Here is a 16,590-nt window from a genome sequence, read left to right on the forward strand (position 1 = left end):
ATATTAAATAAATTATTCTAATGGTTTTGCCCTTCCAAATACTTTGCAGCTCATGCTTCCACTTTATCAAAACAACAATTCAACCCATTTAATATTTACAATCAACAACTAATTTTCAAACCAATTCTTCTAATGAAAAAGGCCTTCCGGAGGGTTTTAGCAGCTTTTAACCCCAAGGTTAATAGGCCAGCTTTTATCCTGCTTCGAACATATATTAACCCGTTACTCCATGCACAAAGCACTTCGAAAAATTGGTTCTGGCGCTGCTTTTTTATGGTTGCTGAGCAGCACGCCCGCCTTAGCTCAATCACCAACTCCTCCCCAATGGCCCACCATAACCCAAGAGGCTAAACCCTGGACTCGTTGGTGGTGGATGGGCTCTGCCGTGAACGAAAAAGACCTGACGCTCCTGATGGAGCAGTACCAAAAGGCTGGTTTGGGTGGCGTAGAGATCACACCGATTTATGGAGTGAAAGGCGCTGAAAAAGAGTTCATCGATTTTCTGTCGCCGAAGTGGATGCAGATGCTGCAGCATACCCTGCGGGAGGGTGAGCGACTGGATATGGGCGTGGACATGGCCCAGGCATCGGGCTGGCCCTTTGGCGGTCCGTGGGTGAGCCTGGAGGATGCCTGCAAATATGTTGCCCACAAAACTTACACCCTAAAAGGTGGCGAAAGTCTGAAAGAGCCGGTGCAGTATAGGCAGGAGCCGCTCGTGCGCACGGTTGGTGAGAAAATAGCAATAGAAAAGGTGCAGGAGCCGATTGTAAAAAATCCTAACCTGCAGCTGCATGCCTTTGACCAGGTGCGCTTCCCAAAGCTGCTGCCGCTTCAAACCCTCATGGCCTACTCCGACAAAGGCCAGGCGCTGGACCTGACAGAAAAGGTCGATCAGAAAGGAAACCTGAATTGGAAAGCGCCCTCCGGTAACTGGAACCTGTACGCTATTTTCCAGGGCTGGCATGGCAAAATGGTAGAGCGTGCCGGACCAGGCGGAGAAGGCGATGTAATAGACCATTTCTCCAAACAAGCCACCGAAAATTACCTGAAGCGTTTTGATGAGGCGTTTGAAGGCCAAAACATAAACTCGCTCCGTGCCTTCTTCAACGACTCCTACGAAGTAGACGATGCACAGGGCGAAGCCAACTGGACTCCCCGCCTGCTGGAGGAGTTCAGGAAGCGCCGTGGCTACGATCTGCGCCAGCAGCTGCCCGCGCTTTTTGGCAAAAGCACCGAAGAGAACAACCAGCGCGTGCTCTGCGATTACCGCGAAACCATCTCCGACCTGATTCTGGAAAACTACACGCAACACTGGCACACCTGGGCACAAAAACATGGCGCACTTATCCGGAACCAGGCCCATGGCTCCCCAGGCAACATCCTCGATCTCTATGCCGCCACCGACATCCCCGAAATAGAAGGCACTGATATTATGCGCATTAAATTTGCCTCCTCAGCGGCTAATGTAACCGGCAAAAAACTGAGTTCTTCCGAATCAGCAACCTGGGAGAACGAGCATTTCCTGTCGGCGCTGCGGGATGTGAAGAAGGCGATGGATTTGTTTCTGTTGGGCGGTATTAACCACACCTTCTACCATGGCACCAACTATTCGCCGCAGGCAGCGGAGTGGCCGGGCTGGCTGTTTTATGCAGCTGTGCACTTTAACCCAAATAACACCTTCTGGAACGATTTCGCTGCGCTGAATACCTATGTTGCCCGCAGCCAGTCATTTTTGCAGGCAGGCAAACCAAACAATGAGGCGCTGCTTTACCTGCCCATCTACGATACCTACTCCACCCCCGGCAACTCCCTGCTGCAGCACTTCGACGGGCTGTCGCATGGTTTTAAAGGTACAGGTGTAGAGGCTAGCGCCAACGAAATGCAGTCCAAAGGCTATAGCTTCGATTTTATTTCTGACCGGCAGCTGCTGCAGGTAAAGGCAGAGCAGAATGCTTTAAGGACAGGTGGAATCACCTACAAAACAGTGGTCGTTCCGGATGCGCGCCTCATCCCGCTCGAAACATTTGAGCAACTGGTAAAGCTGGCTAAAGAAGGGGCCACGGTGGTAGTGTATAAAAACTTGCCAGCCAGTGTGCCAGGCCTAGGCAAACTGCAGGAGCGGCAGGCAGCCTACCAGCAACTGGTGGCGCAACTCAATTTCCAAAACTCTGACCAAGCTGGCATTCGTAAAGCAACTATCGGGAAAGGTAGTTTTATCCTGAGCAACAACCTGCACGACGCTCTTCAGTTTGCCGGGCTCCAGCGCGAACAGATGGTAGACAGTGGCCTACAATACCTGCGCAGGCAGCACGAACAGGGCCATTATTACTTTATCTCCAACTGGGGCGAAAAAATATTTCATGGTTATGTCCCGCTGCAAGCAATTGCCACCTCTGTAGCCTTGTATAATCCCATGAACGGGGAAGCAGGATATGCAACTATTCACAAATCCGGTAATGGACCAATTGAGGTGTACCTGCAACTGGCTCCGGGCGAGTCCTGCTTGCTGGATGCAAGATCCACTCCTGCCACAGGCACTCCTTATACTTATACAAAACCGGCGGGTAAAGCGCAGGAACTAACCGGTAACTGGACCATCCGCTTCACCGAAGGAGGCCCGACTATACCAGCAGAAGTTAAAACCAGCACACTTAAATCATGGACAGAACTTGGTGGTGAGGAATACAAAAATTTCTCCGGCACGGCCTCCTATACCCTCTCCTTCTCCAAACCAAAAGGCAAAGCCCAAGCCTGGCTCCTGGACCTGGGCAAGGTAGAGGAAAGCGCGCGCGTCATCCTGAATGGCAAAGAACTCAGCACCCTCATCGGGCCAACCTACCAACTCACCATTCCGGATAGGCTGCTGCAAAAGAAAAATATGCTGGAGGTGCACGTCTCTAACTCCATGGCCAATCGTGTAGCCTACATGGACCGAAATAACATGGAATGGAAAAAATTCTATAACATAAATATGGCAGCACGAAGAGCTGAGAACAGAGACAAAAACGGTGGTTTCACAGCTGCAAAATGGGAACCACGTGCTTCAGGCTTAATTGGCCCGGTACTGCTGACTCCTGCTGCGCTGGAGGCAGGAACGAGAACTGACAATGCTGTTGAGTCCAAAAAATAGGAACTAAATTGATTCCGGCAGTTGCAGTGGCGTTACTACAGCTGCAACTGCCGGAACTTCAGCAAGCTAGCCATAGTGCGAGCCCTCCTGCTCATGTCTGCTACCCTGTGGCTGCTCCAAAATAAATTTTGTTATCCTTGGTATTCCCTTCAATACCACTATACCTGTCTCGCACCAACTTCCCTGTGCTCCCTCCTATTCTATAGCAGGTCTATGGCTGTTATTTACTTATCCAGAAGCTACTTCTCTTGCTGCTGTTTTACCTGTTATTACATGTTTTTCCATTACCCTTGTTTAAACTTCCTTTACACTTTATTTCAGCCATTACACTTTATTTTTTATTGTTTTTTAATTACAAAATACAACAAACCGTACATAAAAAAGCTCCCGACATTTATCGAATTCCCCACTTGTATTGCATTTCTCTTACAATATTCCCTTGTGCCTACACTGTAGGAGAATCTGTCATTTCCCTTATTGCCACCACATTTTAATTCACAGCTATGAACAAAAACTTACCTTATTTGCTTTGCTTTTTATTTTGCCTTTTCAGCCCGATGGCCTATGCACAGCAGCCCATTGAAAAATGGGTTAGCCGCTACGACAGTAAAGGGAGTCAGAACGAATTCTCCGGTTATATCGCCGTAGATGAACTAGGCAACAGCTACATCACCGGCACCACGAACCGTACAGAAGCTGCCTATGTGATTTCAGGTAGCATCGTAACCGTAAAGTACTCCCCAACTGGAGAAGAGCTTTGGGCAAAGGTGTTCAGGCAAGATCAATCTTCCAGGCCTGCAGCCATCACCGTAGACAATTCCGGCGGCGTGTATGTTACTGGTTATACCGGGTATGTTGTCGGTGAGCACGATTATGTTACCATCCGTTACGATGCGGCTACAGGCGAAGAGAGTTGGGTGCAACAATACAATGGGCCAGCTAATGGCTCTGATGAACCCAGCGACATTGTAGTGGATAACAAGGGCGGGGTTTACGTTACGGGAGCAAGTTCCAACTTTCCTGGCGGCATTGTTATTACCGACTTTGCCACCATCCGCTACGATGCGGCTACCGGCGTGGAGAGCTGGGTGCAGCGTTACAAAGAGCCCACCAATGGCAGAGCCACTCCTGCTGCTATAGCTGTAGATAACACTGGCAACCTTTATGTAATCGGGTATAGCAGCGACAATAATGAAAATACAAGCTATGCCACCGTATCTTATGAGGCCAGCACCGGCACCCAGAGATGGGTAAGTTACTACACCAGTGGAAATAATTCTTATGCTAGTGCCATTGCCGTGGATAATCAAGGTGGCGTTTATGTAACCGGCGACAGCTATAGTGGCAACAATAAGCAGTTACGCCACCATCCGTTACGATGCCGCCACAGGCAAGGAGAGCTGGCTTATGCACTATACCGGAGAGAACAACAGTAATAATATAGTCCAATCCATTGCCGTAGATGGCCGAGGTGGTGTCTTTGTCACAGGTACAGGTACAGCTTCAAGAACAGGCGAAAGTTTTGTAACAGACTACGCTACTATTCGCTATGAGGCGGCTACTGGCAGTGAAACTTGGGTACAACGCTACAGTGGAGGAGTTGACGGAACGGACTTGGCCAGTGCCATAGCAGTCGCCGTAGATCAAACAGGAGGTGTTTTTGTAACCGGAGATATCCGCTTTCCTGACACCGCCAATGACTTTGTTACCGTTCGCTACGAGGCATCTAACGGCCAGGAAAGCTGGGCGCAGCGCTACAATGGACCTGCCAACAGCTACGATCAGGCGAGTGCCATAGCAGTCTCAAACACAGGCAGAGTTATCATTACGGGTTATAGTCAATCAAATGATACCGGCCCTGATTTTGCCACTGTCAGCTACGATGCGATTACCGGCACACAAAATTGGGCCAGCCGGCATGATGTAATTGGCAGTATTGCTGATTACTCTCTTGCCGTTACAGTAGATGCTGAAGGTAACAGCTATGTAACCGGCACCAGCACCTATGAATATGATCTGGACATGAGCAGGTCCAGCATAGTTACCATAAAATACTCACCAACTGGTGAGGAGCTTTGGGTGCAGACATATAAATCTGGCCACAGCAACGGGGCAAGAGCCATTGCTGTAGACAATCGGGGCGGTGTGTACATTACAGGTTTTAGCGAAAGTCAGGATACCGGAAGCGACTATGTTACCATCCGTTACGAAGCAGCCACTGGGCAGCAAAGCTGGGTACAACGATTTAATGGAGAAAGCAACCATTATGATTTTCCTGCTGATTTAGCGGTAGATGAACAGGGCGGTGTATATATTACCGGCTCAAGCTGGAGAGTAATTAGCGAAGAGTATGGATACAGAACATACGCCACCATCCGTTATGATGCAGCCACAGGTGACGAAACCTGGACTTCGATTTATGAGGGCACCAGAGGCAATAATCTTCCCAGAGCCATGGCAATAGATAACCAGGGAGGTGTTTATGTCACAGGCGTATCCGCCACCGTTCGCTACGATGCGGCCAATGGCGCCCAAACTTGGGAACAAACGCATGACTTAGGAGATAACAACTCCCTCAGCTTTGCAGCCATTGCAGTAGATAAGCAAGGTGGCGTTTTTGCCGCAGGTACTTATTATGGCAGCAACTTCTCCTATAACTACGCTACTGTACGCTTCGACGCAACCACAGGTCAGGTAAGTTGGCTCCAGCGGTATGATGAGGCTACCAGCAGTTCTGGCCAGGCCAGAGCCTTAAGCGTAGACAATACTGGCGGCGTCTACGTGACAGGCAGTAGTTTCAACGGATTCACTACTTCCTACGCTACCATACGCTACGAGGCAAGCAACGGCGACTTACGCTGGGCGCAACATTTCAATAAAGAAAACGGTAGCCAAGACATAGCTACGGCCATTGCCGCGGATAACCAAGGGGGCGTATACGTTACCGGCTCAAGCTGGATCGACCCCAGCGAGAAAAGAGTATTCAGCACGGTGAAGTACAGTGCCTCCGACGGGACTCCTATATGGGACATACAAAATCAGGGTCCTTTCGATTCTGCTGTAGACATGGCACTGGACAGCCATGGGAATGTGGTGATTACGGGCCAAAGTCTGCATATTGTATCAGATTATGATTTTCTTACCATCATGTACAGCCAGAGTGAGTGCCCAGCTTTAGCAAAAGCCGCCATTACAGGTAACACAACGGAAGCAGTTGGAAAGAAAGCTTCCGTCTATTCACTTGCTGCAACCGGGGCAACAAGTTTTACCTGGCACATTACCGGCTCCGATGGCCAGGCCCACACCTCCTTCACCGGCCAGGGCAGCTCCTCCATCCTCGTCGACTGGCCTGCTACCCCTGACATTTACAGGTTAATGGTCACTTATGGCGGACAAGAAAGTTGTATGAACCAGGATACGGCGCTATTCGTGCATGTATTCGACTCCGATGCAGGTTTTGTAACAGGTGGTGGCTGGATTCTGTCGCCTACCGCATCAGACCATGAACTTATGAAGAATAGCGGACGCGCTCACTGGGCCTTTGCTGCAAAATATAGAAAGGAAACGGAAGACGTGGCACAAGGCTCTCTCCTACTCCTCTTAAAGGATGGCTCCTCCGTTTTCCGCAGCACCAGTGTAGAAGACGGCTCGTTGGTCATCTCTGAAAACACCGCCTACTTTCGAGGCAAGGGCAGGCTCTCCTATCTTGACGGTTCGGGCAGAATCGCCACCGCCCCTGGCAGCTTCGGCTATCTGATCTCGGCCACAGACGGAGATTACAGCACTAACAAAGGTAAAAAAGGGAGAGAGCAGGACCGGCTGCGCATCCTGGTTTGGGAGATTGCGGCTAATAGTAGTCCGGGTGCTATTATTTATGACAACCAGGCCAGCTGCAGCTCGTCAGGTCCGGATTATAACGCAAAGCCTTGTCAGACTATCGGAGGGGGCAACATAGCCATTCACGTGCCGAACATGAAGAGAGACAAAAAGAATACGTTACCTACCATGGAGTATGGACCTAACCCCCAGCCGCTTCAGGCTTACCCCACCGCCTTCACTGATCGTACAACACTAGGTTTTGCGTTTGAGCAGAGCACGGACTACAGTTTGGAGCTTTATGACCTGAAAGGAGCGCTCGTAAAGCAGGTAGCTGCTGGCGCCGCAGAGGCTAACCAACGCTACGAACACGAGGTGAGGGCAGAAAGTCTGAACAAGGGGCTTTACCTGGTCCGCCTGAGCAGTGGCACTAAGGTGCAGACTGTAAAAGTTATTGTTCAGAAATAAGAGACTGATAACTCAGACACAAAAGCCGAATCTTTAAAAACAGGATTCGGCTTTTGTTTTATAAACATCTACCATAAAAACGACATTAGCATGCATATGGCTGTTCACCCGCACCCACCCTTCCTACATCCAGTCATGGCCTGCCACACCTGCAGATGCTACAGCAAGAGTATGTAGTATCAACTTAAAGCAGTAAGCTACTTTTCTAATCTGCTTTATCCCCTGTTTTTCATGTTTCCTTCTAGTCATTATACCGACATCACAGGCAACTTACGGGAGTGATTCCTGTTCCAGAAGAGTTGCTTCAAGTAAGAGCTATCACTAAACCTCCTGTTTCAAAGCTTCTGTAAATATCTCTAATCTCTCCTTTGCCGGATACCGCAGGACAGTTCCGTTTGCTTTTCGTGTTAGCTTTAACCAACTATTGCTGCCCCTCTCGCGAGGTCAGTAAACCTGTTAACATGAAAAACAAGCCTAATCCTTTTCTGCTCATGTCCATTAAACAACTGCTTTTCCTTTGCCTCCTCCTCATCTGCACCACTACGGCCTTCGCTAAAGATTCACCGCAACGGCAGGTGAAATATCTTTCCGGAACCGATAACAACAACACCGTTTCCTGGGATTTTTTCTGTACCGGTGGGCGCAACAGCGGTGTCTGGAGTACCATTCAGGTGCCGTCGCACTGGGAGCAGCAGGGCTTCGGCTCGTACAACTACGGCCGCGACTACGTGACCTATGGCAAGAACTTCCGGTTTGCCGATGAGAAAGGTATGTACAAACACACCTTTCAGGTACCGACAGGCTGGAAGAACAAGGAAATCTATATCGTGTTTGAAGGCTCCATGACCGATACCGAGGTGAAGATAAACGGCAAGCCGGCCGGCCCCATTCATCAGGGCTCCTTCTACCGCTTTAAGTACAACATCAGCGATAAGCTGGAGATTGGAAAGGACAACCTGCTGGAAGTAACGGTGAGCAAAATGTCGGCCGACCCTTCGGTGAACAGCGCTGAGCGCCTGGCCGATTACTGGATCTTTGGCGGCATTTTCCGGCCGGTTTACCTGGAGGCACAGCCAAAGCAGCACATCGACTGGACTGCCGTGGATGCCAAATCCGATGGATCTTTCTCGATGAACGTGTACCTGAAAAATCCGCAGGCGAAGCACGAGGTACTGGCCGAAATTATGGATGCCAGCGGCAAAGTAATCTCCACTACCCGCAAAGCGTTTGCACAGACAGATACGCTTGTGAACCTGAAAACGCAGGTTGTCAACCCGCTGCTGTGGACCTCTGAAACCCCCAACCTCTACAGCATTCGCACCTCTATCGTATCAGGAAGAAAAACCGTTTCGCAAACCACAGACAAGTTCGGTTTCCGGACCATCGAGATCAGGGAAGCAGACGGCATTTATGTTAACGGCACCAAAATTAAAATGAAAGGCATCAACCGCCATGTGTGGTGGCCGGAGACGGGCCGCTCAGTGAACCGAGAGATAGACCTGCTGGACGTGAAGCTGATGAAGGAAATGAATATGAACGCCGTGCGCTGCTCCCACTATCCTCCTGATAAAGCTTTTCTGGAAATCTGCGACTCGCTGGGCCTCTACGTGCTCGATGAGCTGGCTGGCTGGCAGAACGCTTACAACACCAAAGTAGGCACACAACTGGTGAAAGAGATGGTGATCCGCGATGCCAATCATCCTTCCATTATATTGTGGAGCAACGGTAACGAGGGCGGACACAACAAAGAACTGGTAGACGACTACGCCCTCTATGACCACTCCAACCGTCCCGTTATTCATGCGCACCACCGCCCGGGCAACGAAATTAACGGCATAGACTGCAACCACTACGAAGACTACTACAGCACCAAAAGTCTCCTTGAAGGCCCTAATATTTATATGCCTACCGAGTTCCTGCACTCACAGGATGATGGCGGCGGCGGCACTTCCCTCCACGATTTCTGGGAACTGCACTGGAACAGCAAGCTCGGAGCTGGTGGTTTCTTGTGGGCCCTGGTAGATGAAGGACTTGTACGTACCGACCTGGATGGCTACATAGACGTGAACAAAGTAAATGCACCGGATGGCGTGGTAGGCCCGCACCGTCAGAAAGAAGGCAGCTTCTGGGCCATAAGAGAAGTTTTTTCACCGGTTAAAATCAATTTAAAAGAACTCCCCAGCAATTTTAACGGAGAGATTGCCGTAGAGAACCGCTTCCACTTCACCAACCTGAACCAATGCACCTTTCAGTGGGAGCTGGCCGATTACCGCAAGCCCGGTGACCAGTTTACCGGCTACATCACCAAAAAGAAAGGCACAGGAGCCGGACCAGCCATTGCACCGGTAGCCAAAGGCAACCTGAAACTCAATTTGCCCGCCGACTGGAAAGACTACGACCTGCTGATGTTATCGGCTTACGACCCGGCCAAAGAACTGATCTACACCTGGAGCTGGAACGTAAGAACCAACGAAGCCATGCTTGCTGGCATTGTAGAACTGAACGACAAGAATGCAGTAATCGTAACCGAGACAGACTCTACCATTACCCTGAAGGGCGGCGAGATAGCAGTAAAATTCAACAAGAAAAATGGCACCATTGCAGAGTTAGCCAACGATAAAAGTGCAGGCCTTTTCTTTAGAGATGGACCTGTGATGGTAGCTGGCAAAGCAACTGTAGCCAACGTAAAGCACTACAAAGACGGCGATGGCCATGTGGTGGAAGTAAACTATACCGGCGACATGAAATATGCCCGCTGGAAAATGCACGGCAGCGGCTGGCTCAGCCTCGATTATGAGTACAGCCTGAACGGCGATTACCCTTTCACCGGCATCAGCTTCACTTACCCCGAAAACTTTGTGATTGGTGCCAAATGGCTGGGGAAAGGCCCCTACCGTGTCTGGAAAAACAGGCTGCAAGGCGTGACACACAACGTATGGGAAAACTATTACAACGACACCCATACCGGCAGCGCCCCCTGGAACTACCCTGAATTTAAAGGCTACTTTGCTGACGTTACCTGGATGGAGTTCAACACCGTGCAGGGCAAGTTTTTAGTGGCAAGCAAAGAAAAAGATTTGTTTGTGCGCCGCTTTGATTTCTACGGTTTGTCCGGTGTAAAACCGTACCCTGAGCTGCCGGTAGGCAACATTTCTTTCCTCGATAATATTCCGGCCCTGGGCACCAAACTAGCTCTGAACATCAGCGCCAACACCCACAATCTGGGGCCTACAGGCGAGGCAAATCACGTAAAAGGACCAATTAAAAGAACACTTTATTTCTACTTTGGCCTTCCGAAAACAGACGATGCCGCTCCGGAGCAGTTCAGCCGACCAGTAAAAGATGAGCTGTTTTAAGGCTTCGCCTAATCAGAAATTTTATTTATAACTCTGGAAAAGTAAAAATTCCAAACTGATTTGATGTAAAAAGAAAGGCTGCTTTTTGGTGCAGCCTTTCTTTTTACATCAAATCCTGCTGCTAATTGAAATAACTTGTAAATAGATTAACAGAGGCTCCACTGCCTTGAAATATTATAATTGTTATAAGTTAGAGCTGCACCTAAACTCGCAGTAGTGATAATAAGTGGCTTTATCAAAGTATAGCTATACTCTAAAATATAAATTACTCAAATTAATAAGCCATCAACCCTGGCCCTTACTAATGCCAGATCACCTCTGGAAGGCTATTTTCATTAGAATAATCTGATTGCTAATTGTCTAGTGATTAATTAATCTAGAGCGAACTGAAAGGTTTGAGCGAATAATTTAAATGATCCTCCTTTAGATTCTGATTCAGACGAAAAGTTTATCATCTAACATCTAACATCTAGTATCTAAACCCTTCTTTAAACGAAATTCATTCCTTACCTTTCGCCTCATCCTTCACTGGTAGCACCTAACAATACCGGACAGCGCAGGATAGAATATCAGCAAATAATTTATAGCTTTAGAAAATCAAGAACCATAGCAAAAACTACGCAGTAGCAGTTACATGCAGCCTTCTATGAAACAAACGTTCGTTCAATGCTTTAAACAAGAGCTTTTTGCTTTCAGTAGGCTAGCATTTGCGCGCATTCCGTTAAGAGTGCGCCATTCTGGTTTTAATCAAAAGCAGGTGCTGTTGCTCCTGCTTTATCTGCTACTCCTCCAACAGGTGGCTTGTACTGCTTCAAGAGCAAAAGAAGAACGCTTTCTAATTACAAAGTTTGGGGCTATTGGCGATGGAACATCCCTGAATACGCAGGCTATTCAAACCGCTATAGACCAATGTGCGGCTAAAGGAGGTGGTGTAGTTGTGGTTCCGGCAGGCACCTTTCTAACCGGAGCCATTTTCTTAAAGAATGGCGTCAGCCTTCATGTGGAGGCGGAGGGGGTGCTGAAAGGCACGACCAACCAGGATGATTACCCGCAGGTGCAAACGCGCTGGGAAGGAGAAGAAAAACTATTTACATCGGCCCTGGTGAATTTCGAAAACCTGAGCCATGTGAGCCTTACGGGCACCGGCACCATAGATGGCTCCGGAGTAGAATGGGTGGAGCAGTTCCGGCAGCAACGCGAGCAGCAGAGCAGCAACCCCGGCACGAATAACAGGCGATGGTTCGGTCGGCCCCGGCTCATCAGCTTCCAGAACTGCAGCCATGTACGTATTGCAGACCTGAACCTGCGCAACCAGGCGGTCTGGGGCCTGCACATCCTGTACTCCGAAAATGTAGCGATCGAAAACCTGACCATCCGGGCGGCGCATAACATTCCCAGCTCCGATGGCATAGACATAGATTCGAGCAGAAATGTGCGCGTGAGCGGCTGCGACATAGATGTAAATGACGACTGCATCTCTATAAAATCGGGTAAGGATGAAGACGGGCTGCGGGTAAACCGACCCAGCGAAGACATCCTGATAGAAAATACCCGCTTTGGCTATGGGCACGGAGGTGTGGCCATGGGCAGCGAGACATCCGGAGGCATCCGCAATGTGGAGGTTCGTAATTGTGTAGCCGAAGCAGACAACTGGGCACCTATCCGCTTCAAATCGCAGCCTAGCCGAGGCGGTGTGGTGGAGAATATTACGTTCCGAAACATTGAAGTGCGGGGTACACGCAAAGCCTTGGAGTTCAACATGGCCTGGCGTATGGTGCCTCCCATTAAACCTCCTGCCGAGGTGCTACCTGTTGTTCGAAATGTGCAACTTATTGGCATTACCGGCAATGCCCGCACCGTTGGCGATATTCGCGGTCTGCCAGAAAGCCCTATCCAGGGAGTTACTTTTAAAGACTGTGATATAAAAGCTGAGAAAGGGCTTACCCTGGAACATGTGGTGCAGCTCGATACATCCGGCCTGAAGCTGCAAGTACAACAGGGCCCGGCAATCATAAACCGGAATGCTGAATGATGAATAATCGTTCGCGTCCAGGACCTCCACTCAAATTGCAAAAACACTTTTCCGCTATCATAAAATTGAAATTTCAGTTCTGCTAAAATGAATAATAACAACACTGCTGCCTGCTTCAGAGGTAATAGCAAAAAACTAAAAACAACACTGCTGGCTCTGGCTTTAGCCACAGGCGCTTTCCAGGTGGCAACAGCCCAAACTAAGACCACTGATACCAACACACCGCTACATGCCATGCAGCCCGACTACGTAACACCCTATGGCACCACCACGGTAGAGGATATTGCCAAAGTGCTGCAGCGTGTACATGGCTACCTCGATGCCACCACGCCTTACCGCATGCTCGATAAAAACGGCAAAGCCGTTACCGACCTGAAAAAACTGAACAACGAGTCGACGCTGGAGCAGGGCGATTTCAGGCTTACCAGCTACGAGTGGGGTGTAACCTACGCCGGTATGTTGCTGGCCGGAGAGGCAACCGGCGACAAACGCTACACCAATTACACCGCTCAACGTCTGAATTTCCTGGCCGATGCTGCTCCCTTTTACCAAAATGAGCTAAAGAAAAATCCCGCGGCCAAAGGGCCGCTCCGGCAGATGCTGGCCCCACACGCCCTCGACGATGCCGGAGCCATGGCTGCCGCTATGATCAAGGCTACGCGTAGTGGCGCTACCAAAGCAAACCTGCGCCCGATCATCGATAATTACATGAACTACATCAGCACCAAAGAGTTCAGGTTGCCAGATGGCACGCTGGCACGTAACCGTCCGCTGCCTAACACGCTCTGGCTCGACGACTTGTTTATGAGTGTGCCGGCCCTGGCGCAAATGGGCAAGCTCACCAACGACAACCGCTACTACGACGATGCCGTGAAGCAGGTGCTGCAGTATTCAGAGCGCATGTTCAACAAGGAGAAAGGACTATACATGCACGGTTGGGTGCAGGGCATGGAGCCGCACCCGCAGTTCCACTGGGCGCGTGCCAATGGCTGGGCCGTTATGACCTTGGTGGAGCTTCTTGATGTGCTGCCGAAGGAGCATGCCGGTTACCAGAAAGTGCTGGAGCAACTGCGGGCACATGTAAAGGGTCTTGCCATGTATCAGTCGGGCGAAGGCTTCTGGCATCAGTTAATAGACCGTAACGACTCCTACCTCGAAACATCTGCTACGGCTATTTATGCTTATGCCATTGCCCGCGCCATTAACCAGGGCTGGCTCGACAAACAAGCGTATGGTCCCATGGTATTACTCGCCTGGAATGCCGTTTCGACCAAAGTTAATGACAAGGGCCAGGTAGAAGGCACGTGTGTAGGCACAGGCATGGGCTTTGATCCGGCGTTTTATTATTACCGCCCCATTAACGTATACGCCGCCCACGGCTACGGCCCGGTACTGCTTGCCGGTGCCGAAATGATCAACTTGCTTAAAGGCAACAAATTTGAGATGAACGATAGCTCGGTGCAGTTTTCATCGGCAGCTAAATAGCCAGAGACAAAAGCCTTCCGAAAACCCTTGACCATAAATTAGGCTAAAAGTCTTCGGAAGGCCAGTTTCATTAGCAGAATTGGTTACAGCAATAGGGAGGATGGTGTGAATGAGAGGATGAAAATTTCTTCATTGCCTGGCTCCTAAAAATATCCTGCGGGTCTTTTATTCCTGCCTTTCCTGATGTATTCAATAAGAGTTATATCTGTTGCCCTATGTCTTTAAAATCCAAGAGAGCCTCCGGAAGACCTTTTTTATTAGAATAATTTGTGAAGCACACTTGGCTATTTATTTAAGGAGCCTTGACATTCCAGCACACGCCAAACTTAATTACGAATAGTAAAACCGCTACGCATGGCCCAACTCAAAACGCTTTCCATGACCCTCCTCTTCTGTTGCCTGTTTGCCGGCACTACTCTGAGCCAAAGGCAAATGGAATACCTGGACAGAGGCATGGTAGCTGTAAAGAACTCTGATAACACCGTTTATGTTGGTTGGCGTTTGCTTGGAACAGAGCCTGAAGAAACAGCCTTTAACCTCTACCGGAAAAGTGGCAACAAAAAAGCTGTAAAATTAAATAAACAACCCCTTACCAACAGCACCAACTTTGTAGACACCAAAGCCGACCTTATAAAGGAGACCAGCTATTTTGTAAAACCTGTGTTGCAAGGCAAAGAACTAGCAGCCTCAGAAACAGCCAGCGTGTGGGAGCAAAACTATCTAAGCATTCCACTACAAACACCACAAGGCTATTCCGCCAACGATGCCTCTGTTGGCGACCTGGACGGTGATGGCGAGTATGAGATCATCATTCATATGACTGGTCGCAGCCGCGACACCCCTTCCAAAGGCTTTACCGATGAGCCCATTTTTCATGCCTACAAGTTAGATGGCACGCTCCTATGGGAAATAAACCTTGGCAAAAACATACGCGAAGGCGCACACTATACCCAGTTTATTGTGATCGACATGGACGGCGATGGCAAAGCAGAGTTTGCCTGCAAAACAGCAGATGGCACCAAAGATGGCAAAGGCAAGATTATTGGTGACGCCTCCAAAGACTGGCGCGATGCCGATGGCAAGATTCTGCAAGGCCCGGAATTTTTCACCGTGTTCAGTGGTGAGACTGGAGAAGCCTTGGCTACGGCCGATTACCTGGTGGGCCGGGGCGACCTCTGTGGCTGGGGTGGTGTAGGCGGCAATGGCGGCAACGACTGTAATGGCAACCGTTCTGACCGCTTTCTGGCCGGTGCCGCTTACCTCGACGGGAAGCTTCCTAGTGTGCTCATGTGCCGTGGCTACTATGGCCGAAGCGTCATAGCTGCCTGGGACTGGCGCAATGGCAAACTCTCCTCCCGCTGGGTATTCGACTCTGAAAACAGCAAAAACCCCTTCTCCGGCCAAGGCAATCACAGCCTGAGCGTGAATGACATAGACGGTGACGGCAAAGACGAAATTGTGTACGGTGCCATGGCCGTAGACGACAACGGAAAAGGCATTTATTCCACTGGCCTCCGCCACGGCGATGCCCTGCACGTGAGCCGCTTCGACCCAGCTAACTCCGACCAACTGGTGTGGGGCGTGCACGAGATTGAAACAGAAGAAGGTCTTGCAGCCGAAGGGTATGGTGTGGCGCTGTTTAATGCCCGCACCGGCGAACTGATCTGGGGTGGTGAAGAGAAAAGAGACGTAGGTCGTGGCATGGCTGCCGACCTAGACCCACGCAACCCCGGTGCGGAGTTCTGGTGGAACGGCAGCGGAGGCTTGTACAACGTAAAAGGCGAGCGCATCAGCAAAGCACCTACTTCTGTTAATTTCGGAATCTGGTGGGATGGCGATCTGCTCCGCGAGATCCTGGACCGCAATTATATTGACAAGTGGGATTATGAAAAAGAAGAAGCCGTGCGGCTCTTCACTGCTGAAGGCTGCAGCTCCAACAACGGCACCAAAGCCACTCCTGCCCTCAGCGCCGACATTTTGGGCGACTGGCGCGAAGAAGTGATGTTCCGGACAGAAGATAGCAAAGAACTGCGCATTTTTACCACTACCATTCCTACAGAACACAAGCTCTATACGCTTATGCACGACCCGCAGTACCGCCTGAGCATTGCCTGGCAGAATGTAGGTTACAACCAGCCGCCGCACACCAGTTACTTTCTGGGCCACGGCATGGCCTGGCCACCTAAACCCAACATTACAGTTAAAACACCGGCAGGGCAGCAGAAAGCCAGAGAACAACAGAAAAACACCCTATAACCAAAGTTGCTGCAGCACCTACTAGCAAGCAAGTGCTGCAATAACTG

At 49.9% G+C, this 16,590-nt stretch carries 7 protein-coding genes; all 7 read left to right on the forward strand.

Features of this window, described 5'->3' with window-relative positions:
- Nucleotides 1–229: 229 nt before the first annotated feature.
- The 7 genes from ACMA1I_RS17315 to ACMA1I_RS17345 all read left to right on the forward strand — a co-directional run bounded on the left by ACMA1I_RS17315 (nucleotide 230) and on the right by ACMA1I_RS17345 (nucleotide 16,543).
- Nucleotides 230–3,130 (forward strand): glycosyl hydrolase, encoded by a 2,901-nt coding sequence (locus ACMA1I_RS17315; RefSeq protein ID WP_337069679.1) that lies wholly within the window; start codon nucleotides 230–232, stop codon nucleotides 3,128–3,130.
- Between the two features lie 503 nt (nucleotides 3,131–3,633).
- A complete protein-coding gene (locus ACMA1I_RS17320) occupies nucleotides 3,634–4,566 on the forward strand; it encodes an SBBP repeat-containing protein (RefSeq protein ID WP_337069680.1) in 933 nt (310 codons plus the stop codon).
- Nucleotides 4,472–7,414: an SBBP repeat-containing protein gene (locus ACMA1I_RS17325; RefSeq protein WP_337069681.1), complete on the forward strand. Its 2,943-nt coding sequence runs from the start codon at nucleotides 4,472–4,474 to the stop codon at nucleotides 7,412–7,414. Before ACMA1I_RS17320 ends, ACMA1I_RS17325 begins: the two co-directional genes overlap by 95 nt.
- A gap of 461 nt (nucleotides 7,415–7,875) precedes the next feature.
- The gene (locus ACMA1I_RS17330; RefSeq protein WP_337069682.1) at nucleotides 7,876–10,770 is read left to right on the forward strand and encodes a glycoside hydrolase family 2 protein; all 2,895 of its coding nucleotides are present in this window, start codon (nucleotides 7,876–7,878) and stop codon (nucleotides 10,768–10,770) included.
- A 646-nt stretch (nucleotides 10,771–11,416) separates the two neighbouring features.
- On the forward strand, nucleotides 11,417–12,802 hold the full coding sequence (locus ACMA1I_RS17335; RefSeq protein WP_337069683.1) for a glycoside hydrolase family 28 protein: 1,386 nt from the start codon (nucleotides 11,417–11,419) through the stop codon (nucleotides 12,800–12,802).
- 87 nt (nucleotides 12,803–12,889) lie between these two features.
- Nucleotides 12,890–14,287, forward strand: a complete 1,398-nt coding sequence (locus ACMA1I_RS17340; protein ID WP_337069684.1) for a glycoside hydrolase family 88 protein — start codon at nucleotides 12,890–12,892, stop codon at nucleotides 14,285–14,287.
- 354 nt (nucleotides 14,288–14,641) lie between these two features.
- Nucleotides 14,642–16,543 carry a rhamnogalacturonan lyase gene (locus ACMA1I_RS17345; RefSeq protein WP_337069685.1) on the forward strand — a complete coding sequence of 634 codons (1,902 nt, stop codon included), beginning with the start codon at nucleotides 14,642–14,644 and terminating at the stop codon, nucleotides 16,541–16,543.
- Nucleotides 16,544–16,590: the final 47 nt, after the last annotated feature.

The organism is Pontibacter sp. 13R65 (assembly GCF_047525655.1).
Taxonomy (GTDB): domain Bacteria; phylum Bacteroidota; class Bacteroidia; order Cytophagales; family Hymenobacteraceae; genus Pontibacter.

Coding starts and splice junctions, on each gene's coding strand:
- ACMA1I_RS17315 (WP_337069679.1), top strand. CDS start 230: ATGCACAAAGCACTTCGAAAAATTGGTTCTGGCGCTGCTTTTTTATGG.
- ACMA1I_RS17320 (WP_337069680.1), top strand. CDS start 3,634: ATGAACAAAAACTTACCTTATTTGCTTTGCTTTTTATTTTGCCTTTTC.
- ACMA1I_RS17330 (WP_337069682.1), top strand. CDS start 7,876: ATGAAAAACAAGCCTAATCCTTTTCTGCTCATGTCCATTAAACAACTG.
- ACMA1I_RS17335 (WP_337069683.1), top strand. CDS start 11,417: ATGAAACAAACGTTCGTTCAATGCTTTAAACAAGAGCTTTTTGCTTTC.
- ACMA1I_RS17340 (WP_337069684.1), top strand. CDS start 12,890: ATGAATAATAACAACACTGCTGCCTGCTTCAGAGGTAATAGCAAAAAA.
- ACMA1I_RS17345 (WP_337069685.1), top strand. CDS start 14,642: ATGGCCCAACTCAAAACGCTTTCCATGACCCTCCTCTTCTGTTGCCTG.